At 69.6% G+C, this 19,645-nt stretch carries 20 protein-coding genes and 1 pseudogene; 13 read left to right on the forward strand and 8 right to left on the reverse strand.

Features of this window, described 5'->3' with window-relative positions:
• Positions 1 to 4 precede the first annotated feature (4 nt).
• From OG246_RS30700 to OG246_RS30710, 3 genes are all read left to right on the forward strand, one after another.
• Complete coding sequence (locus OG246_RS30700) at positions 5 to 955, forward strand: catechol 2,3-dioxygenase (protein ID WP_266470437.1); 951 nt, start codon at positions 5 to 7, stop codon at positions 953 to 955.
• Positions 956 to 1,236: 281 nt separating this feature from the next.
• Positions 1,237 to 2,562 carry an MFS transporter gene (locus tag OG246_RS30705; protein WP_266470439.1) on the forward strand — a complete coding sequence of 442 codons (1,326 nt, stop codon included), beginning with the start codon at positions 1,237 to 1,239 and terminating at the stop codon, positions 2,560 to 2,562.
• Positions 2,563 to 2,776: 214 nt separating this feature from the next.
• On the forward strand, positions 2,777 to 3,571 hold the full coding sequence (locus OG246_RS30710; RefSeq protein WP_266470442.1) for a GNAT family N-acetyltransferase: 795 nt from the start codon (positions 2,777 to 2,779) through the stop codon (positions 3,569 to 3,571).
• 3 nt (positions 3,572 to 3,574) lie between these two features.
• On the opposite strand, the gene OG246_RS30715 is transcribed toward OG246_RS30710, so the two are convergent.
• Entirely contained in the window at positions 3,575 to 4,456 is an 882-nt protein-coding gene (locus OG246_RS30715) for a GNAT family N-acetyltransferase (protein ID WP_266470446.1), read from the reverse strand.
• A gap of 152 nt (positions 4,457 to 4,608) precedes the next feature.
• Positions 4,609 to 4,896, reverse strand: coding sequence for a GlsB/YeaQ/YmgE family stress response membrane protein (locus OG246_RS30720; protein ID WP_266470449.1), 288 nt, complete (start codon positions 4,894 to 4,896; stop codon positions 4,609 to 4,611).
• Between the two features lie 233 nt (positions 4,897 to 5,129).
• Between OG246_RS30720 and OG246_RS30725 the strand changes: the two genes are divergently transcribed.
• The gene (locus OG246_RS30725; RefSeq protein ID WP_266470452.1) at positions 5,130 to 6,569 is read left to right on the forward strand and encodes a hydrolase; all 1,440 of its coding nucleotides are present in this window, start codon (positions 5,130 to 5,132) and stop codon (positions 6,567 to 6,569) included.
• A gap of 43 nt (positions 6,570 to 6,612) precedes the next feature.
• On the opposite strand, the gene OG246_RS30730 is transcribed toward OG246_RS30725, so the two are convergent.
• Entirely contained in the window at positions 6,613 to 7,152 is a 540-nt protein-coding gene (locus OG246_RS30730; RefSeq protein ID WP_266470454.1) for a hypothetical protein, read from the reverse strand.
• 137 nt (positions 7,153 to 7,289) lie between these two features.
• Between OG246_RS30730 and OG246_RS30735 the strand changes: the two genes are divergently transcribed.
• Positions 7,290 to 8,057, forward strand: a complete 768-nt coding sequence (locus OG246_RS30735; RefSeq protein ID WP_266470455.1) for a metalloregulator ArsR/SmtB family transcription factor — start codon at positions 7,290 to 7,292, stop codon at positions 8,055 to 8,057.
• 110 nt (positions 8,058 to 8,167) lie between these two features.
• On the opposite strand, the gene OG246_RS30740 is transcribed toward OG246_RS30735, so the two are convergent.
• Both OG246_RS30740 and OG246_RS30745 read right to left on the reverse strand, forming a co-directional pair.
• Complete coding sequence (locus tag OG246_RS30740) at positions 8,168 to 8,608, reverse strand: SPW repeat protein (RefSeq protein WP_266470457.1); 441 nt, start codon at positions 8,606 to 8,608, stop codon at positions 8,168 to 8,170.
• Between the two features lie 122 nt (positions 8,609 to 8,730).
• Positions 8,731 to 10,986 (reverse strand): carbohydrate-binding protein, encoded by a 2,256-nt coding sequence (locus OG246_RS30745; protein WP_266470458.1) that lies wholly within the window; start codon positions 10,984 to 10,986, stop codon positions 8,731 to 8,733.
• Positions 10,987 to 11,248: 262 nt separating this feature from the next.
• Here OG246_RS30745 and OG246_RS30750 point away from each other — a divergent pair, with 262 nt between their 5' ends.
• Positions 11,249 to 11,710 (forward strand): hydrolase, encoded by a 462-nt coding sequence (locus tag OG246_RS30750; protein ID WP_266470460.1) that lies wholly within the window; start codon positions 11,249 to 11,251, stop codon positions 11,708 to 11,710.
• On the opposite strand, the gene OG246_RS30755 is transcribed toward OG246_RS30750, so the two are convergent.
• On the reverse strand, positions 11,685 to 12,620 hold the full coding sequence (locus OG246_RS30755) for a LysR family transcriptional regulator (RefSeq protein WP_266470463.1): 936 nt from the start codon (positions 12,618 to 12,620) through the stop codon (positions 11,685 to 11,687). The genes OG246_RS30750 and OG246_RS30755 overlap by 26 nt on opposite strands.
• A 143-nt stretch (positions 12,621 to 12,763) precedes the next feature.
• Here OG246_RS30755 and OG246_RS42920 point away from each other — a divergent pair, with 143 nt between their 5' ends.
• The 5 genes and pseudogenes from OG246_RS42920 (at position 12,764) to OG246_RS30775 (ending at position 16,202) form a co-directional block, all read left to right on the forward strand.
• Complete coding sequence (locus OG246_RS42920; RefSeq protein WP_353962479.1) at positions 12,764 to 12,841, forward strand: putative leader peptide; 78 nt, start codon at positions 12,764 to 12,766, stop codon at positions 12,839 to 12,841.
• 177 nt (positions 12,842 to 13,018) lie between these two features.
• Positions 13,019 to 13,168, forward strand: a pseudogene (locus tag OG246_RS30760) (dimethyl sulfone monooxygenase SfnG); the annotation flags it as partial.
• Between the two features lie 134 nt (positions 13,169 to 13,302).
• Positions 13,303 to 13,857: an NADPH-dependent FMN reductase gene (gene ssuE / locus OG246_RS30765; protein ID WP_266470464.1), complete on the forward strand. Its 555-nt coding sequence runs from the start codon at positions 13,303 to 13,305 to the stop codon at positions 13,855 to 13,857.
• 4 nt (positions 13,858 to 13,861) lie between these two features.
• Positions 13,862 to 15,046: an SfnB family sulfur acquisition oxidoreductase gene (locus OG246_RS30770; RefSeq protein WP_266470468.1), complete on the forward strand. Its 1,185-nt coding sequence runs from the start codon at positions 13,862 to 13,864 to the stop codon at positions 15,044 to 15,046.
• Between the two features lie 13 nt (positions 15,047 to 15,059).
• Positions 15,060 to 16,202: an LLM class flavin-dependent oxidoreductase gene (locus tag OG246_RS30775; protein WP_266470470.1), complete on the forward strand. Its 1,143-nt coding sequence runs from the start codon at positions 15,060 to 15,062 to the stop codon at positions 16,200 to 16,202.
• Here OG246_RS30775 and OG246_RS30780 read toward each other — a convergent pair.
• On the reverse strand, positions 16,192 to 17,256 hold the full coding sequence (locus tag OG246_RS30780) for an acyl-CoA dehydrogenase family protein (RefSeq protein ID WP_266470473.1): 1,065 nt from the start codon (positions 17,254 to 17,256) through the stop codon (positions 16,192 to 16,194). The genes OG246_RS30775 and OG246_RS30780 overlap by 11 nt on opposite strands.
• Before the next feature lie 98 nt (positions 17,257 to 17,354).
• Between OG246_RS30780 and OG246_RS30785 the strand changes: the two genes are divergently transcribed.
• Both OG246_RS30785 and OG246_RS30790 read left to right on the forward strand, forming a co-directional pair.
• Positions 17,355 to 17,708 (forward strand): YciI family protein, encoded by a 354-nt coding sequence (locus tag OG246_RS30785; protein ID WP_266470476.1) that lies wholly within the window; start codon positions 17,355 to 17,357, stop codon positions 17,706 to 17,708.
• Positions 17,708 to 18,904, forward strand: a complete 1,197-nt coding sequence (locus tag OG246_RS30790; protein WP_266470479.1) for an RNA polymerase sigma factor — start codon at positions 17,708 to 17,710, stop codon at positions 18,902 to 18,904. Before OG246_RS30785 ends, OG246_RS30790 begins: the two co-directional genes overlap by 1 nt.
• A gap of 40 nt (positions 18,905 to 18,944) precedes the next feature.
• On the opposite strand, the gene urtE is transcribed toward OG246_RS30790, so the two are convergent.
• Positions 18,945 to 19,637, reverse strand: a complete 693-nt coding sequence (gene urtE / locus OG246_RS30795) for an urea ABC transporter ATP-binding subunit UrtE (protein ID WP_266471030.1) — start codon at positions 19,635 to 19,637, stop codon at positions 18,945 to 18,947.
• Positions 19,638 to 19,645 lie beyond the last annotated feature (8 nt).

A 19,645-nucleotide genomic window follows, 5' to 3' on the forward strand; every position in this document is an offset into this window, starting at 1 on the left:
CCACATGGCCCCGCCGCTCGGCGACATCGCCCACCTCGGGCACGTCGAACTGCTCACCCCGGACCTGGACGCCAGTCTGAGGTTCTTCACCGACTACCTCGGCCTGACGGTCAACGGGCAGAACGGTGACTCGTACTACCTGCGCACCTGGGACGACTACGAGCACCACAGTCTGGTCCTCACCGCCCACGAGACCGCGGGCATGCGCCGCACCGCGCTGCGTGCCTCCAGCGAGGAGGCCCTGCAACGGCGGGTCAAGGAGCTGGAGAGCGCGGGCCACGAGGGCCGCTGGACCGAGGACGAGCCCGGCATCGGCCCGATGTACGTCACCACGGACCCCGACGGCCACGAGATCGCCCTGTACTGGGAGTCCGAGTGGTACCAGGCCCCGGACGAGCTCAAGCCGGGCCTGAAGAACCAGCCCCAGGCAAAGCCCGGCCACGGCGTGGGCGTGCGTCGCCTGGACCACGTCAACTACCTCGCCGCCGATGTCGCCGCCAACGCCGACTTCCACCAGCAGGTCCTCGGCGCCCGACCGACCGAGCAGATCCAGCTCGACGACGGCAGGATCGCCGCGAAGTGGCTGACGTTCACGAACAAGTCGTACGACGTCGTCTACACCGAGGACTGGACGGGCTCGCGCGGCCGGCTGCACCACATCGCGTTCGCGACCGACACCCGCGAGGACATCCTGCGCGCCGCGGACCTCGCCATCGACACCGGCGTGTTCATCGAGACAGGGCCGCACAAGCACGCCATCCAGCAGACGTTCTTCCTGTACGTCTACGAGCCGGGCGGCAACCGCATCGAGCTGTGCAACCCGCTCACGCGGCTGGTGCTGGCCCCCGACTGGCCGCTGATCACCTGGACCAAGGAAGAGCGGGCCAAGGGGCAGGCCTGGGGTCTGAAGACCATCGAGTCGTTCCACACGCACGGCACACCGCCCGTCGGCTGACGACGGCCGGGACGGTCTCACAGGGCGAGAACAAGCCACTGAAAATGGGCGGGGCGGCACACTGCTGTGTGCCGCCCGTACCCTTTTACCTGCGCATTCCTTTGCGTCCTGGTCCCTGGTGGCCGTGTCTTGATTGTTGCTGAGATTGTTAACAAAACCGTTGACACTCGGGTTGATGAATCCTTAGCGTCTCTCCCACCAACTCGGGTCAGCCGCATGAGCCGCGACGACCCTCCCGTACTCCCTCCAGGGACACGCCTCCCGGACGAGAGGAAACAACGATGTCTCCCTCCACCGCTCTCCCTGCCCGCGGCGGGGCCAAACTGGCCCTGCTGGTGGTCGGCCTGTGCTGGCTGGTCGTTCTGTTCGACGGCCTCGACATGTTCATCTACGGCTCCGTGCTGCCGCACATGCTGGAGACCAAGGCGCTTGGCATCGACCCCTCCAAGGCCGGCGACGTCGGCTCCTACGCCACGTTCGGCATGCTGATCGGTGCCCTTTCCTCCGGCACCGTCAGCGACTGGGTGGGCCGCAAGAAGACGATCATCGTCTCCACCGCCGTCTTCTCCCTGGCCTCCGCGCTCTGCGCCTCCGCCAACAGCCTGGACATCTTCAGCCTCGGCCGCTTCCTGGCGGGCCTCGGCCTCGGCGGCCTGCTGCCGAGCGCGATCACCCTGGTCACCGAGTACGCCCCGCGCGGCCGCGGCGCCCTGGTCGTCGGCTCCCTGATGACCGCCCACCAGACCGGCGGAATCGTCGCCGCCTTCGTGGCGAAGTGGACCGGCGACTGGCGCACCTCCTTCTGGATCTGCGTGATCCCGCTCTTCATCGGCGTCCCGCTGGCGGCCAAGTACCTGCCCGAGTCGATGGCCTTCCTCCAGGCCAAGGGACGCGACCAGGACGCCCTGGCTCTCGCCGACCGCTACGGCGTGGACCTGGCCGCCAAGGACAAGGCCCGCCAGGCCGCCGGTGAGCGCTGGGGCGCCCTCGCCGCCCTGTTCCGCGGTCGCCTGTGGGTCCAGACCCTGTTCTTCTGGCTCGCCTCCTTCGGCGGACTCCTGCTGGTCTACGGCGTCTCCCAGTGGCTGCCGACGATGATGCGCGCCGCCGGCTACGACCTCGGCTCCTCGCTCAACTTCGTCATCGTCATCAACCTCGGCGGCATCGTCGGCATGCTGATCGGCGGCCGGCTCACCGACAAGTTCGGCGGCTCGCGCATCGCCGCCCTCTGGTTCGGCGCCACCGCCGTCGGCGTCTACCTGCTCAGCGTCCACATGCCGCTGGCCCTCACCTACATAGTCGTCTTCCTGACCGGCCTGTTCCTCTTCAGCGCCCAGGCGATGATCTACGCGACGGTGGCCGCCCGCGCCGACGCCGAGAACCGCGCCACCGCGGTCGGCTGGGTCTCGGGCATGGGCCGCTTCGGTGCCGTCTTCGGCCCGTGGCTGGGCGGTCAGCTGCTCGCCACCGGCTCGAACTCCGCGGGCTTCGTCGCCTTCGCCATCGCGGGCGTCTTCTCGCTGGTGTTCGTCAGCCTGACCGGCCTGCGCAGCGTCCGGTCGACGCCGGACGTGGAGGTGCCGAAGCAGCTGGCCACCACCGGCTGACCGAGCGGACGGGAGACACGCGCCTGGGCCGGACCCGAAGAGGGTCCGGCCCAGGCGCGTTCGCGTCACGAGGGTGCCGACGAGGGCCGCGCATGCGGAGAAGTGCCGAGAAGTAACGCTCTGTACACCGCCGAGGAGGGGATGTCCATGTGGTGTTGGGTACCAAGAACGTTTCCCCATTGCCCTGGCCGCCGCAGGATGCTGGAGTGATCCCATGGATCACGTTGCGGTACTTGCCCTGTTCGACCGGGATATGCGAGAGGGGGCACGCCCCGACGCCCCGGGTGCCCGGATCGAGCACGTCGGCAAGGTGGTGCGCCAGGTCGGCACCGAGCGCGGCTGGAGCGGGGTGACCTGGTCGGACCTGGACGAGGCGAGCGCGGACGAGGCGATCGCCGAACAGATCCGGTACTTCACCGGCCTTGGGCGAGAGTTCGAATGGAAGCTCTACGGGCACGACCAGCCCGAGGATCTCGGGCAGCGGCTGCGGGACGCCGGGTTCACCGCCCAGCCCGAGGAGACACTCATGATCGCCGAGCTGGGCGATCTCGTGCTCGACGCCGAGCCGCCCGAGGGCGTACACCTGCTGCCCGTCACCGACCGGGCAGGCGTCGACCTCGTGGCCGACGTGCACGAGCAGGCTTTCGGTACGGACGGCACCCGGCTGCGCCACCAACTGCTCGCCCAGCTGACCGGCGACGAGGACACGGTCGTCGCGGTGGTGGCCCTCGCCGGTGACGTCCCGGTCAGCGCGGCCCGTATGGAACTCCTGCCCGGCGCCCGGTTCGCCGGCCTCTGGGGCGGCGGCACCGTCGAGGCCTGGCGCGGCCGTGGCATCTACCGAGCCCTCGTCGCCCACCGCGCCCGCGTCGCCGCCGACCGCGGCTACCGCTACGTCCAGGTCGACGCCTCCAGCCAGAGCCGCCCCGTCCTCACCCGCCTGGGCTTCCAGCCGCTGACCACGACGACACCGTACGTGTACACACCGGCCGGGACCGGGCCCGCGTAGCCCTCACAGGTCGAGCTGGTACTCCACCGCCTTGTGCGTGGGCAGATAGCCGAGCTCGTCATTGATGCGGAGCATGGGCGCGTTGCTGTCCGCGGTGTCGGTGAGCAGGCCGCCGAGTTCGGGATGCCGGAGGCGGGCGAGACGGATCGACTCCGCCTTCATCCAGAGCCCCAGGCCGTGGCCGCGGTGCTCGGGCAGTACGCCGGTGCCGTAGTGCTGGCCGTCACCGCGGCCGTCGCCCGGCACGACCAGTTCGGAGAACCCGGCGATCGAGCCGTCCGAGCGGTCCACGGCGGCGACCGTGTGGAGCAACTCCCCGCGCTTCGCGATGACTTCGGCCACCGACAGGACCCGGTCCACGTCCCAGACGACCGTCCCGTAGTCGGTCCCCTCCATCGGCATGTCGTCCATGGCCCGCCGGGAGTCGGCGAAGGTCTGCGCCAGCTCGGCCGGTACGGCGCCGTCCCAGTGCGTCAACTCGTAGCCCGGGTGCGGGCGTTGGGTGACCTCGGTGATCCGGGCACGATCCACGTCGGCGAGCGGCAGCCTCGCGTACGTCAGCGCCAGCACCCGGCGGAAGCCGCCCGCGGTCAGGAACAGGTCGCCGGGGGAGGCGTCCTCGGCCTGCGCGAGGAGCGACCGCCGCTCCTCGTTCCGCGCCGCGTCGACGGCGGCTTCGAGGAGGAGACCGCCCACCCCTTGCCGCCGCTCGCCCGGATGGACGGCGATCTCGAGCTCGGCGAGATGCTCCTGCCCTTCCTTGGTAAACAGCCGCAGGAAGGCGGAGCCCAGCGGGACTCCGTCGGCGTCGGAGGCCAGCCACGCCAGGCGGCGGCTCGACGGGGTGGTCTCGGGATCGGTCAGCGGTGTGACGCGTATTGGCAAGGTCTCTCCGTGGCGACAGGGCGGGTGTGGTGAAGCCCGCAGAACCTAGCCGCCACGGCGCGTGACCTGCAAGAGATTTAGGGCCTGACCGGTGGATCAGGCCGGTGGACAGACCCTGGGCGGCGGCGCGAGGACCCGCGCCGCCCCGCTCGTCAGCGGCGAGACCGCGTCCGCCCCGACCGTCCACTGCGCGACCGGTCGAGCGCCGCGACGCCCACCGCCGCCAGGCCGATCTGGATGAGCCACTCGATCCAGTCGATGCCGTTGGTGTCGGACACGTCGAGCGCGCCGGCGATTGCTGCGCCGACCAGCGCGGCCACGATGCCGACGACGATCGTCAGCAGGATGCCGATGCGCTGGCGTCCCGGGACGACGAGCCTGCCCAGTACGCCAATGATGATGCCGATGATGATGGCACTGATGATGCCTGAGATCTCCATCTCCGCCCCTCTTTGTCGGTTCCCTAGTAGTTATCCGTGTGCCCCCAGAAGGCGGAGGCAGTCCGCTCCGCTGCGTGCGACTGCGGAACGCGATCCGGAGACCTCCTGTCCGATGCCGCGTTCGTCATGTACCGTTCAAGAATCTGTCGCCCGGAAGACGGCCAACTCCCGTTCTACGCGCGCAGACTTGGCGCCCGCACCGCCTCTTCCACCCCTCACGGGAGGTTTGCCGGATGCTCGGATTCAGAAGATCCCGCCACAGAATCACCACGGCGCTGGCCGCGTTCGGGCTGCTCCTCACCGGCGCCGCCGTCCAGACGGCCACCGCCACCCCGGCCGCCGCGGCGACCCCGCACCGCATCCTGTTCGACAACTCCAAGGCCGAGACCGCAGGCAACGCCGACTGGATCATCGGCACCAGCCAGCCGGACCCGCTGGGCCAGGACTCCACGCCATCGGCCGAGACCGACTGGACGGGAGCGATCTCCGCGTGGGGCGTCGCCCTGCAGAAGACCGGCAACTACTCGCTGAAGACGCTCCCTTCGGGCGGCACCATCACGTACGGCACCACGGCCGCGACGGACCTGCAGAACTTCGACACCTTCGTCCTGCCCGAGCCGAACGTCCTGCTGAGCACCGCCGAGAAGACCGCGGTCATGAAGTTCGTGCAGAACGGCGGCGGCCTTTTCCTCGTCTCCGACCACACCGGAGCCGACCGCAACAACGACGGCGAGGACGCGGTCGAGGTCATCAACGACCTGATGTCCAACAACAGCGTCGACAGCACCAACCCGTTCGGTTTCACCGTCGACACGCTCAACGTCGGCACCGAGAACCCGAGGGCCATCTCCAGTACGACCGACCCGGTCCTGAACGGCTCCTTCGGCAAGGTCACCGGCAGCATCATCCGCAGCGGCACGACGGCCACGCTGAGCCCCACCGCCAACTCCGCGGTCAAGGGCCTGCTCTACCGCAGCGGTTACTCCGGCAACACCGGAGCCTTCTTCGCCACCAGCGCCTTCGGCAGCGGCCGGGTCGCGTTCTGGGGCGACAGCTCGCCCATCGACGACGGCACAGGCCAGTCGGGCAACACGCTGTACGACGGCTGGAACGACACCGCCGGCACGAACGCCGCCCTCGCCCTGAACGCCACCGAGTGGCTGGCGGGAACCGGCGACAGCGGCGGAGGCGGTGGCGGCACCTGCACCGCCGCGCAGCTGCTCGCCAACCCCGGTTTCGAGTCCGGGAGTTCGTCCTGGACCGCCACCAGCGGAGTGATCACCACCGACACCGGCCAGGCCGCCCGCACCGGTTCCTACAAGGCCTGGCTGAACGGCTACGGCGCGGCCCACACCGACACGCTCTCCCAGTCGGTGACCATCCCCTCCGGCTGCGCGGCCACCCTGAGCTTCTATCTCCATGTGGACACGGCCGAGACGACCACCAGCACGGCGTACGACACCCTCAAGGCCCAGGTTCTCAACAGCAGCGGCACGGTCCTGGCGACCCTGGCCACGTACTCGAACCTGAACGCCGCGACGGGGTACACCCAGCGCACTTTCGATCTCGCCAGTTACGCCGGGCAGACGGTCACCGTCAAGTTCACCGGCATCGAAGGCTCCACGCTCCAGACGTCGTTCGTCATCGACGACACAGCCCTGAACGTGAGCTGACCGAAGGCGTGATGGGCGGGCCCCGAATCAGGGCCCGTCCGCTTCACCCGGTGCGAAGCCACCCGGTGGCGGCCACGACCTCGTGCGCGATGTCCATCACCGTGCGGTCGTCGGTCGCCACCCGCACGGTGTCCGCGGGCACCCGCTCGTCCAGCAGCCGCGCCTTGTAGGCGCTGTTCGCCATCTCGCGCTCCAGCTCGGAACCGAGCTCCCGCCCTTTGAGTCGCCGGGCCGTGGTGTCGTCGGTGGCGGTCAGCAGCACGCGGAAGATCCGTAGGTCGCTTCCCATCGCCCGCTCGAACAGGCTCGCCGACTCGGCCAGCACGCTCACGGTGTTGGTGTAGACGAGACGCCGGTAGCCGAGTTCGGCGAAGTTCCCCCACACCGCCCGGAGATTCCGCTCGGTGATCCCGGCGCGGTGCGGGTCACCGTCCGGCGCCGGATGCACGTACCCCATGAAGTCGCCCTCGATCACGGCGTGAGCGACCTCCGCGTCCCTCAGCCGTGCTGAGACCTCCCAGCCCACCGTGGACTTGCCGACGCCCGCGCGCCCGCCGATGAGCAGTACCTCCGGTTGGTCCATGCAAGAAGCGTGCCAGCCCGGGGCGGGCCGGGCGATCGATATGCGTCCGGTCGCGTACGCCTCTCCCGTGGGCGCCGCTTGACATGCAGGTAATTGCCTGCATAACTTTGAGTGTGCGATCAGAAAGCGACCCAGGGATGGACCAGGTCTTCAAGGCGCTGGCCGACGAGACGCGCAGGCAGCTCCTTGACCGGCTGCACGAGCACAACGGCCAGACGCTGGGCGACCTCTGCGAGCGCATCGACATGAGACGGCAGTCGGTGACGCAGCATCTGGCGGTCCTGGAGGCCGCCAACCTGGTCAGCACGGTGCGGCGGGGGCGGGAGAAGCTGCACTACCTCAATCCGGTGCCGCTCCATGAGATCCAGGAGCGGTGGATCGACAAGTTCGAGCGCCCGCGGCTGCGCGCGCTCAGCGCGATCAAGCGACGAGCCGAGGAAGCCATGACCGACAAGCCGACCTTCGTGTACGTCACCTACATCCGGAGCACGCCCGAGAAGGTCTGGGACGCGCTCACCGACGCGGAGCTGACCGCCACGTACTGGGGCCACAGCAACGTCTCCGACTGGCAGCCCGGCTCCCGCTGGGAACACCGGCGCACCGACGGCTCAGGAATCGCCGACGTGGTGGGCACCGTCGTGGAGAGCGACCGTCCGACCCGCCTCGTGGCCACCTGGGCCGCGCCCGAGGACGAGGGCCAGGAGGACAAGTACTCCCGGGTCACCTACGACATCCAGCCGCACGCCGACATCGTCCGGCTGACCGTGACCCACGAGGACCTGACCGACGAGGGCGCCCTGAACGACGTGAGCTCCGGTTGGCCCGCGGTGCTGTCCAACCTGAAGTCCCTGCTCGAGACCGGCAGCCCGCTGCCGCAGGAGCCGTGGCTGGTACCGAACGGCTGACGGGGGAGGGGGAGCGGTGCGGCATGAGAAGGCCGGCCCGCGCTGAGCGGGCCGGCCCCACGTCGGCTTCCTTCCGTTACCTATACCTACTTACTGCCGCTCGCCTCCGGCTACGCCCGAGGCGTGCTCTTCGTCGCCGTGACCGCGCACATCGCCCCCAGCACCACGGCCAGTGCGCCGATGATGATGCTGTTGAGTACGACTCCGGTGTCCGGGCTGGTGCCGACAATCCACGGCGAGATGATCATCCACGTACCCATCGCGCAGATGGCCCAGCTCAGGCCGTACATCCTCTCCGGCGTGATGGTGAATCCGAGGGCCAGCAGGGCTATCGCGATGCCCATGATCAGGTTGTGCGTCACGAGCGCGGGCTGGCTTGTCGTGTAGTGGAGTATCCACGGGGACACGGCGCAGTACAGACCGAGCAGGAACACCGGCCCGTCCACGAGTGCCACGTCGCGGCCGCCGACCATGCGGGCATACCGGTCCCGCATTTCGTTTACGTCGGGGTGGCTGCTTATGTCACCTCTGGGGTGCGAGACGTTGGCCATGACTCGTCTCCTTCGAGCTCTTTCGATCTCTGCGGCCCCGCCGCCTCTGGTGCGGTATGCGGCAGGTGCCACGTACGTCTCATTGTGCGCTTATTTCTTCTTTATGTGTAGCGGGAGGTGCGTCAGGTGCCGGAGACGAGTAGGTAGTCGAGGTTGAAGCCACCGGTTTCGCAGTAGACGGTGACCGTCTGTTCTCCGGCCCGGAGGTCGACCGGTACGTGCACCGACTGGTAGGTCCCCCAGCCACCCGTGGCCGGCACCGAGGCCGTTGCCAGCGTGGTGCCGTTGTCGTCGCGGAGGGACACGGCGTTCGTCGCGGTGGTGTCCGTGCCGTTGGCAACGCGCAGCTCAAGATCGTAGGAGCCTGTCTGCGGCACATCGACGCGGTACGTGAGCCAGTTGCCGGCGGCTGTCCAGCCCACGTTCTTGCCGCCACTGGCGGCGGCGTTGCTCTCGATGAAGTTGCTGCCGTCCGCGGGCCAGCCCTGCTGGGTGGTGTAGCCCTCGGCCTCGATCCTCTCGCCCACAGGAGTCGCGTGCGGCTGCACGGTGAGATGGACGGTCACCTCGTCGTGCGCTCTGCCGTCGGTGACGTAGAAGGTCAGATCCTGCTCACCGGCGGTGGTCGGGCGGATCGTGACCAGGCCGGTCGCCGGGTCGAGGGTGACGCCGCCCGGCAGTTCGGTGGCGTAGTAGGCCAGCCGGTCCCGGTCCCGGTCGGTGGCCTTCAACTGCAGGTTCACGGTGCTGTACTGGTCGGCGACGACATCGGCGGCCTGCTCGAAGACCGGGGCGTGGTTGCGGGAACCCGACGGCACCTGGCCCTTCCACCGGTAGGTGGCGAAGGAGCCCGCCGGAACGGTCACCACGAACGTCTGGCCGGCGACGACGACCCGGACCTCGCTGTCGGTGCCGGCGCTGTTGCCGAGGACCGCGGTGAAGGTCCCGTTCCCGGAGCGGTAGACCACGTTGCTGACACCGTGTTCCGCGGCGCTGGACTCGAGGCGCACGTCACCCGGGGAGAGATACTTGGAGAACTGCCCGATCGTGTACAGCTCGTCGCGAACGGAGAAGTCCTTCGTGAGCGTGTTCACCTTCACCAGCCGGTCCGGCCACTTGGTGGTGGCCGCGACCTCGTCCCAGTCGATGTCGTTGTCGCGGGAGGGCGTCCAGTGCAGCGTTCCGCCGTCCTGGTCCGTGGCCTGGGCCCACAGGATGTAGGAACCGGCGTCGAGGCGGAAGTCGTTGAGGACGGTCGAGGGCGACAGATCGCTCGTCTCCGTGAGATGGACCGGCTTACCCGTCTCCTCATAGGCGTCGCGCATGACGCTCGGGTCGCCCCAATAGGGGTGGAAGGCGATGGCGTCCGTCGCGTCGCGGACCTGCTCGCCCGTCACCGAGCCGTCCGGGGCGTCCTCGAAGATGCGGTAGTAGTTCTTGGTCGCCGTGCTGCCCGGATCACGCCAGTCCCAGAAGTTGAAGTCGTGCACGTACAACTCGGTGCTCAGCCGCGCCTTCTTGAACTCCCGCTTGATCGCCAGGGTCAGCTTCTGCTGCTGCTCGACACTGATGTCCATGGCCGGGTAGACGACGTCCATGCCCGGCTCGTTCAGCAGGGTCAGCGCGTCGACGCGGATGCCCTTCTTGGCGTACGCCTGGACGAACTTGACGTAGTACCGCGCGAACACGTCGATGCAGTCGTCGCGCAACTTGCCGGCCTGGTAGTAGTCCGTGGTGCTCCCGGGCTTGAGCGCGACCTCGCCGGTGAACTGGTTGTTCGTCTTCATCCACGCCGGTGCGCTCCACGCCGATGCGAAGAAGGTGGCCTTGGGGTTGTAGCGCTGGATGAGCTTGATCGTGTCGATGATGTGCAGGTCGATGTCCCGCTGGATGGAGAAGTACTTCAGACCGAAGTCCTCGGTGACACCGGCGGGCAGGTCGTCCTCCGACCAGAACGGGAGGTGCTCGATGAGATCGGGGCTGCCGATGGTCAACCGGAACCGGTCCAGGCCCGCGCCGGTCCTGGGGTCGACCAGCAGCCGGATGGCTTCCTCGCGCTTGGCGGGGGTGAGCTTCCACAGGTTGGACACGCTGGTCTCGTCCAGGGAGAAGCCGATACCCGTGTATTCCTGCCGGGCCGCACTGGGGTCGACGACCACAGTGGCATCGACGGAGCCGCCGGAATCAGTGCCCGTCCGGACACTCGGCAGCGGCTGCCATGCCTTGGCACCGCCGGTCGAGTAGGTGCCGGTCACGACCTGGCCGTTCTTGGCCGTCCCGTCGGCGGCCCGTTCCGCATGCGCGGCCGGACCCGTGCCGGCCAATGTGGACAGTGTCGTGACAGCGATGGCCGCGATCGCGGTGAGAGTACGTCTCACAGCTGCTCCTGGGCTCGGGGGATGAGGGGGTTGGCGCTGCGCTGAACAGGCGGCTCAAGAGGGAGCGGCGCGATGTCGGATACGTTCCGGTGACCTGGCACGCCGGCCGACAGGGGGTGTACGTAGGCGTCCTGACGTGACGACAGCCACCACGGCAACTCCCTCCCGCCCCACCGATGCGGCAGATCCAAGCAATATCCTTGGTGTTAAGTCAAGGCTTGAAAAAAGTCATCCTGGTAAAGCGGGCACCGGTGCAACGGAGTTGCGACAGGCGGAGGCGGAGTTGGGGGAGTCGAGTGAGGACGAGTTGCTGGCGCGCTTGCCCGAGTGGGTATGGGAAACGCCGTACGTCGGCAGGCGCTTTCCCGGCTCCCGGGCTGTCGCCGAGAAGCCGGGCCTCGCCGAGGGCGCCAACTGTCAGCTCTTCGCCTTTGAAGTGCTCCGGCACTGGGCCATCGACGTCCCCGCCTGGCGGTCGAGCGACCTGTGGGACGACACCGAACTCACCGAACGGGTCGCGCACGCCCGGCCGTTGGACCTGGTGCTCTTCAACGCCACCGACGACGCTTGGGGCGCGCACGTCGGCGTGGTCGTGGGGGAGGGCCGGGTGCTGCACCTCAGCGCCGAGGCGGGGCGTCCGGCGGTGTGGGGCATGGCGGACTTCGCCGCGCGGGAGCGGTATCGCACGCTCATCGGCGTCAAGCGGGTGCTGCGGCGAGTGTGAGCCGCCCGCCCAGCTCGCGAGCTCTTCGCAGGAACGCCTCGTGCAGGTCGTCGGCCGCGCGGGGTACGGAGTCCGCCCTGCGGCGCTGCAGCATCAGCACCACCTGCGTGGAATCGTCGTCGAGCGGGCGATAGGTGATCGCGCCGCGCCGCTCCAACGGGTCGCCGATCACGCTGAAGTCGGGCAGGACCGTAGCGCCAAGGCCTTCGGCGACCATCAGCTTGCCCATCTCGGCGCCGTCGGTCGAGTACGAGAAGGACGGGGCGTGGCCCTCCAGGAGCCGGTGGACGTAGCGGTGCATGACGTATCCGGTGCGCATGGCGATCAGCGGCTCGCGCTCGTCGAGGAGGTCGGACGCCGAGACCGTGTCCAGCGAAGCGAGGGGACTGTCCGGGCGTACGCACAACACCGGGCGTCCGCGCAGCAGTTCGGTGGTCTCGAAGTCGGCGGGCAGGTCGTCGCCGTCGAGATGGTTCACCAGACCGAGGTCGAAGCCGCCCTCCGACAGCGCCCGGTGGATGTCCGACTGCTGGGCGCCGACCACCTCCACCTGCGTCAGCGGATGCGTCGCGCGGAACTCGCGGACCGTGGGGATGAGCAGCGGCACGGTCGCCGCGTTCACCGTGCCGACGCGGACCATGCGGCTGATGCGGTGCTGCTCACCGGCCGCGCCCCGCAGCCGGTCCACCGCGTCCAGCACATTGATGATGTGCGGCAGCAGATCCCGCCCCTCGGCGCTCATCCTCGCGCCGGTCCGCTTGCGCTCCAGCAGGTCGACGCCGAGTTCGCGCTCCAGATTCCGTACGGTCTCGCTGAGCGCGGGCTGCGAGAGGTGGAGTTCCTCGGCGGCCCGGCGCAACGAGCCGAGCCGGGTGACCGCCGCGATGTATTCCAGCTGCTCCATTCGCACCGCAGCAGAATGCGGTCGCCCGACTGCCGTGTTCAAGGGTTTCCCTGTCACACCTTCGTGAAATTCGCCGGTCCGGGATGCGAGACCGATCGGCTGTTCCTTGACGGTCCGGACGGGGGGCTGCGACGATCGACGGCATGAAGATGCGACTGGACCTCACGCGGCGACGCCACGTCGACCTCGCGCGTGTCTCCAGCTCCTTCTGTTGTCGCGAAGTCTGACGATCCCGACGGTAGGGTCCCCTTCGCACGGACCAGCCCGCCCACCGGTGAAATCTCCCGCACGGCGCCGCTCTGTGCTTTCCGGCACCCGCCGTACCCCTTTCACCGCCCGCATTCCCATGGAAAAGCCGGGCCTGCAATTCGTCATGCCTTCGTACCGAACAGCGGGAGTTCTCCGTGCCCGAAACAGAATCCGCACCTGACACCCCCACAGACAACGCGACCGAACCCGTCCGATTCGCCTACTGGGTGCCCGACGTCAGCGGTGGCCTGGTGACCAGCAGAATCGAGCAACGCACCGACTGGGGTTATGAGTACAACCACGAGGAGGTCGAGTACTTCGGCCGCCGGGTGCTGCCCCTCGTGCGCGAACTGGAGGCCCAACTGCCCCGGTCCGACGCCGAGTTCGTGGCTGTCCACGCCTGACCACCACCTTCTCCCGCTGCGCAGAAAGAGGGCCCATGGCCACCGTCCTGTCCGTCTCCGGCAGCCCCTCCGTCTCCTCCCGCACCGCCAAACTCCTGCGCCACCTGGACACCCGGCTGGCCGCCCAGGGGCACGAGGTGATCCCGCTCGACGTCCGCACCATCCCGGCCGAGGCACTGCTCGGCGCCGACTTCAAGCACCCCGCCATCGTCGAGGCGACCGAACTCTTCGCCCGCGCCGACGGCGTGGTCATCGGCACGCCCGTCTACAAGGCCGCCTACTCGGGCGTCCTCAAAGCGCTGCTCGACCTGCTCCCGCAGTACGCGCTCACCGGGAAGACCGTGCTGCCGCTGGTCACCGGAGGCAGCACCGCGCATGTCCTCGCCCTCGACTACGCGCTCCGCCCAGTGCTCAACTCCATGGGCGCGGCGCACATAGTCCAGGGCTGGTTCACCCTCGACAAGGACATCACCACGGGGGAGGACGGCAGCATCACCGTCGCTCCGGGCACCGCCGAGGCCCTGGCGCAGGTGGTCGACCAGTTCTCGGCCGCGCTCGGCCGCTCACCCCTGCTGGCCGCGGCGGTCTGACACCGTGACCGCGAAAGTGATCGGCGACGACGTCGAGGCCCTGGCCGTCGCCGCCGCGCTCGCCGACGAGTTCCGCTCCGGTGCCCCGGCGCGGGACGCCGAACGCAGGCTCCCACGCGCGGAGTTGGAGCGGCTCTCGGCCTCCGGACTGCTCGCCGTCACCGTGCCCACCGAGCACGGCGGCGCGGACGTACGCCAGGAGACCCTCGCGGAGATCTTCCGGCTGCTGGCCTCGGCCGACGCCGGCATCGCCCAGATCCCGCAGAACCACTTCGTGTACGTGAACGTGATACGCCGTCAGGGCACCTGGCGACAGCGGGAGTTCTTCTTCGGCGAGGTGCTGGCCGGTCGCCGCTTCGGCAACGCCCAGTCGGAGGCCGGCACCAAGCACGTCCAGGACATCCGCACCCGACTGGAACCCCGGCCGGACGGCTCGTACGTGCTCACCGGCGTCAAGCACTACTCCACCGGCGCGCTCTTCGCCGACTGGATCCCCGTCCTCGCCCGGGCCGAGGACGACAACCTGCATGTCGCGTACGTCCCACGGGACGCGAGCGGAGTCACGGTCGTCGACGACTGGGACGGCATGGGGCAGCGTACGACGGCCAGCGGCACCGTCCGTCTCGACGCCGTGTCCGTCCCCGCCGACCGGGTCGTCCCGCACCACCTCACCTTCCAGGGGCCGCAACTCCACGGCGCCGTAGCACAGTTGCTGCATGCCGCCATCGACGCCGGGATCGCCGCGGGCGCACTCGCCGAGGCCGTCGAGTTCGTCCGCACCAAGAGCCGGCCCTGGTTCGAGAGTGGCGTCGACACCGCGGCCGAGGACCCGCTGCTCATCCAGCGCTTCGGTGAACTCGCCATCCAGGTGAGGGCGTCGGAGGCGCTGCTCGGTGCGGCGGCCCGTGCCGTCGACGCGGCCCGCGAAGACCTCACCGAGGATTCGGCCGCCGAGGCGTCGATCGCGGTGGCCGCCGCGAAGGTGCACACCGCCGCCACCGCCGTGGAAATGGCAGGCGCGCTCTTTGAGGTGTCCGGCACCCGCTCGGCCCTCAACTCCCTCAATCTGCACCGGCATTGGCGCGACGCCCGGACCCACACCCTGCACGACCCGGCCCGCTGGAAGATCCAGCACATCGGCCGCTACGTACTCAACGGCACGAAGCCGCCCCGGCACGGCCTGCTCTGAAACGGAGACCCACGTGTCCCTCACCTTCCACTGGTTCCTGCCCACCAACGGCGACAGCCGCCACGTCGTCGGCGGTGGCCACGGCACCCCGGCGACCGTCTCGGGGCGGGACCGGCCGCCGACGGTCGCCTATCTGAGCCAGATCGCCCGCGCCGCCGAGGACCTGGGTTTCGTCGGTGCGCTCACGCCCACCGGTGCCTGGTGCGAGGACGCCTGGCTGACCACCGCGATGGTCAGCCAGAACACCGAACGGCTCAAGTTCCTGGTCGCCTTCCGGCCCGGCTTCGTCTCGCCCACGCTCGCCGCGCAGATGGCGTCCACCTTCCAGCGCCAGACCGGCGGACGGCTGCTTCTCAACGTGGTCACCGGCGGCGAGAGCCACGAGCAGCGTGCCTACGGCGACTTCCTCGACAAGGACGCCCGATACCGCCGTACCGGCGAATTCCTCAAGATCGTCCGGGAGTTGTGGGACGGCAAGACCGTCGACCTCTCCGGTGAACACCTCCAGGTCGAGGACGCCAAGCTCGCCCGCGTCCCCGACCCGGTCCCCGAGATCTACTTCGGCGGTTCCTCACCCATCGCCGGTGAGATCGCCGCCCGCCACGTGGACGTCTACCTCACCTGGGGCGAGCCGCCCGCCCAGGTCGCCGAGAAGATCGCCTGGGTCCGCGGGCTCGCAGAGAAGGAGGGCCGGAGCGTCCGGTTCGGGATCCGGCTGCACGTCATCACCCGCGACACCTCCGAGCAGGCCTGGGCCGAGGCGCACAAGCTCCTCGACGGCTTCGACCCGGAGACCGTGAAGTCCGTACAGGCAGGGCTCGCGCGGAGCGAGTCCGAGGGCCAGCAGCGCATGCTCGCCCTGCACGGCGGCAGCCGCGACGGCCTGGAGATCCACCCCAACCTCTGGGCCGGTATCGGGCTGGTCCGCGGCGGCGCGGGTACGGCCCTGGTCGGCAGCCATGACGAGGTCGCCGAGCGGATCAAGGAGTACCACGCCCTCGGCATCGACGAGTTCGTGCTCTCCGGCTACCCGCACCTGGAAGAGGCGTACTGGTTCGGCGAGGGCGTCCTGCCACGTCTCGCCGCACAGGGTCTGTGGCAGCACCCCTTCGCGAAGCCGGCCGCTCCGTCGGCGCAGGTGCCCTTCACGACGTGATTCGCCCGAGTGAGCCGAGGTGCGCCGTCCGTACCTCGGCCGTCTGCCCCTGCACCAGCAGGAACATCCCCTCGCGTGCCAGCCGCTGTGCGGGGCTGCCCAGGCCGATCGACCGCCCGCCACCGGCCACGACCGCCGCGGTCGTGGCCGCGCGCATGACGTCGTACGCCCGCGTCTTCACCGCCAGCCGCTCTGCGATGCGCTCGGTCGGCACGGGGTGGTCGGCCAGCTCGTACGCCTGCCGCCTGACCTCGTCCAGGCGGGTGCGCAGCGCATCCGCGGTCTCCTTCGCGGTGGGGTCGCCGTCAGCCGCGTCCAGCAGGTCTAGCGCGGACGCGGTGATGCCGAAGACGGCCGGTGAGGCGTTGGTGTTCTTCGGGCGGTCGGTGGCGGCCCAGGTCTCGTACGGGGTACGCAGGGCCACCGCGTCCTCGGGCAGCCACAGGCCGTCGAGCTCCAGAGAGACCGTCCGGGACGCGGTGAGCGCGGCGAGCCGCATCGGGGGCGAGGGACGCAGACCGGGCTGCTCCCGCGCCTCGGTGAACGCGAACAGCGCCTCGTCCGCCTCCGTGACTCCGGCCAGCAGCATCACGTCGTTGAGTCCCCAGCCCGTGTACCAGGGCACCGTCCCGTCGAAGCGCCAGCCTGCCCGCTCGCGCGTGACCCGGACCGGGACGCGCGGATGGGCACGCAACTGCGCGTAGGCCACCCCGGACAGCAGCTCACCCTGCGCCAAGGGTGCCAACAGCCGCTCCCTGATGGGGAGTTGAGCCTTGGTGAGAGTCTGTACCGGCGTATGGTGCTGGGTCTGCACGAACCACGTCGAGCAGCACGCCCCGGCCAGGACCTCCGCGGTCTCCCGGGCCACCGCGGCGGGCGCAGCCGACCCGCCGTACGCCACCGGCGCGCTCACTCCGAGCAGCCCCGACCCCTTGATCGCCTGGATGCTGCTCGCGGGCACGCCCTCCTGGTCCACGCGCTCCGCCTGGGGTGCCAGCACCTCGGCCGCGAGCCGGCGCGCCTCGGTGACGAGAGGGTGCGGTGCGGTGGTCATCGAAAAAATCTCCCGGTGTCGTGGTGTCCGGTGTCGATCCGGCCGTCTCCCGTTCGTGTAGGGAGTGAGAAGCGGTACACGACCGAGGAGGACATCTCATGAAGCACTATCTGTTGAGCGTGATGCAGCCGGTGGGCGAGCCTCCCGCGCCCGAGGTCCTGAAGGAGATCATGCACAACCTCGACGTCCTCCACGCGGAGCTGCGCGAGGCGGGTGCCTGGGTGTTCGCCGGGGGACTGCACGGCCCGGAGACGGCCACCGTGCTGCGGGCCCAGGACGGCGACGTGCTGATCACCGACGGCCCGTACACCGAGAGCAAGGAGCACCTGGGCGGAATCTGCCTGATCAAGGCACCCGACCTCGACGCCGCGCTCGAATGGGGCCGCAAGGCGACGATCGCGACCACGCTCCCCATCGAGGTGCGGCCCTTCATGGGCGAAGCCGAGGACTGATGACCCCGAACGCCGACATCGAGGCGGTCTTCCGCGCGGAGTACGGCCGCGCGGTCGCGGTCCTCGTCCGCTTCCTCGGCGACATCGACCTCGCCGAGGAAGCGGTTCAGGACGCGTTCGCCACGGCCATGCGGACATGGCCGGAGTCGGGCGTGCCGCCGAGCCCGGCCGGGTGGATCATCACCACCGCCCGCAACCGGGCCATCGACCGGCTGCGCCGCGAATCCTCGCGCGAGGCCCGGCACGCCGAGGCGGCCCACCTGTACGCGCAGGACGAACCGGCCGAGGAGGGCCCCGTGCGCGACGACCGGCTCCGCCTGATCTTCACCTGCTGCCACCCGGCGCTCGCCACACAGGCGCAGGTGGCCCTCACCCTGCGACTGCTCGGCGGTCTCACCACCCCACAGATCGCGCGCGCCTTCCTCGTACCCGAGCCCACCATGGCCCAGCGCCTGGTCAGGGCCAAGGCCAAGATCCGCGACGCCCGCATCCCGTACCGCATCCCGCGCGACGCCGATCTCCCGGACCGGGTGAAGGGAGTGCTGGCGGTCGTCTACCTCATCTTCAACGAGGGGTACGGCGGCCGGGCGGACCTCTGCGCCGAGGCCGTCCGCCTCGGCCGTCTCCTGGCCGAACTCATGCCGGACGAGCCCGAGGCCGTCGGCCTGCTCGCGCTGATGCTCCTCATCGAGGCCCGGCGGCCCGCTCGTACGACACCCGACGGCGAGCTGGTCCTCCTCTCCGACCAGGACCGTTCCCAGTGGGACCGGGCCCTGATCGCCGAGGGACAGTCCCTCGTACGCGCCTGCCTGCGGCGCAACCGGCCGGGCCCGTACCAGATCCAGGCCGCGATCAACGCCGTGCACAGCGATGCCCCGACCGCGGCCGCCACCGACTGGGGCCAGATCCTCCAGCTGTACGACCAGCTGGCCGCGCTCACCCCGAGTCCGGTGGTCGCCCTCAACCGGGCCGTGGCCGTCGCCGAGGTCGACGGGCCGAAGCCGGCGCTGGCCCTCGTCGACGCACTCGACCTGGACGGCTACCACGCCTTCCACGCCGTACGGGCGGACCTGCTGCGCCGACTCGGCCGTCACACCGAGGCCGTGCGGGCGTACGACGCGGCCATCGCGCTCACCGAGAACGCGGCGGAGCGCGCGTACCTCGAACGCAGCCGGGCGGCGCTCGTACGAACCTGATCCCGTAAGCGCCGCCCGCACGGGCCCGAGCCCGCGAAACTCACACGCTGAGCGCCTCCCGCACCGACCGCTCCGCCTCCTGTCCGCCCTCGCCCGAGGACGTGACCCGCCCGGCCTCCAGGACGTAGTACCGCTGCGCCGCCCGCATCGCGAAGCCGACGTGCTGCTCGACCAGGAGGACGGACAGCCCGCCGCGCGCGGCGAGGGCGAGGATCGTCTCCTCGATCTCGGTCACCACGGAGGGCTGGATGCCCTCGGTGGGCTCGTCCAGGAGGAGGAGCCGAGGGTCCGTCACCAGGGCGCGGGCGATGGCGAGTTGCTGTCGCTGTCCGCCCGAAAGCAGCCCGGCGCGTCGGCCCGAGAGGGCCCGCAGCGCCGGGAAGAGGTCAAGTGCCTCGGCGATCGCCTCCTTGCCGCGGGAACGCCCGTCGGCGACCAGTTGGAGGTTCTCCGCGGTCGTGAGGTGCGGGAAGGCCTGCTGCCCCTGCGGAACGTAGGCCATGCCTCGGGCCACCCGCTCATGGGGCTTGCGACGGGTGATGTCCTCGCCGTCGAGACGGACGGTGCCGCTCTGCGGGGTGAGCAGTCCGACGGCGGTTCGCAGGAGGGTGCTCTTTCCGGCGCCGTTGTGTCCAAGGACGGCGGCCACGCCGTTGTGCGGGACTTCGACGGAGACCCCGTGCAGGACGGAACTGCGGTGGTATCCGACGCGTACGTTGTCGATCTCCAGCATCATGTCCG

Origin of the sequence: Streptomyces sp. NBC_00620 (assembly GCF_026341825.1) — a bacterium.
Lineage (GTDB): Bacteria > Actinomycetota > Actinomycetes > Streptomycetales > Streptomycetaceae > Streptomyces.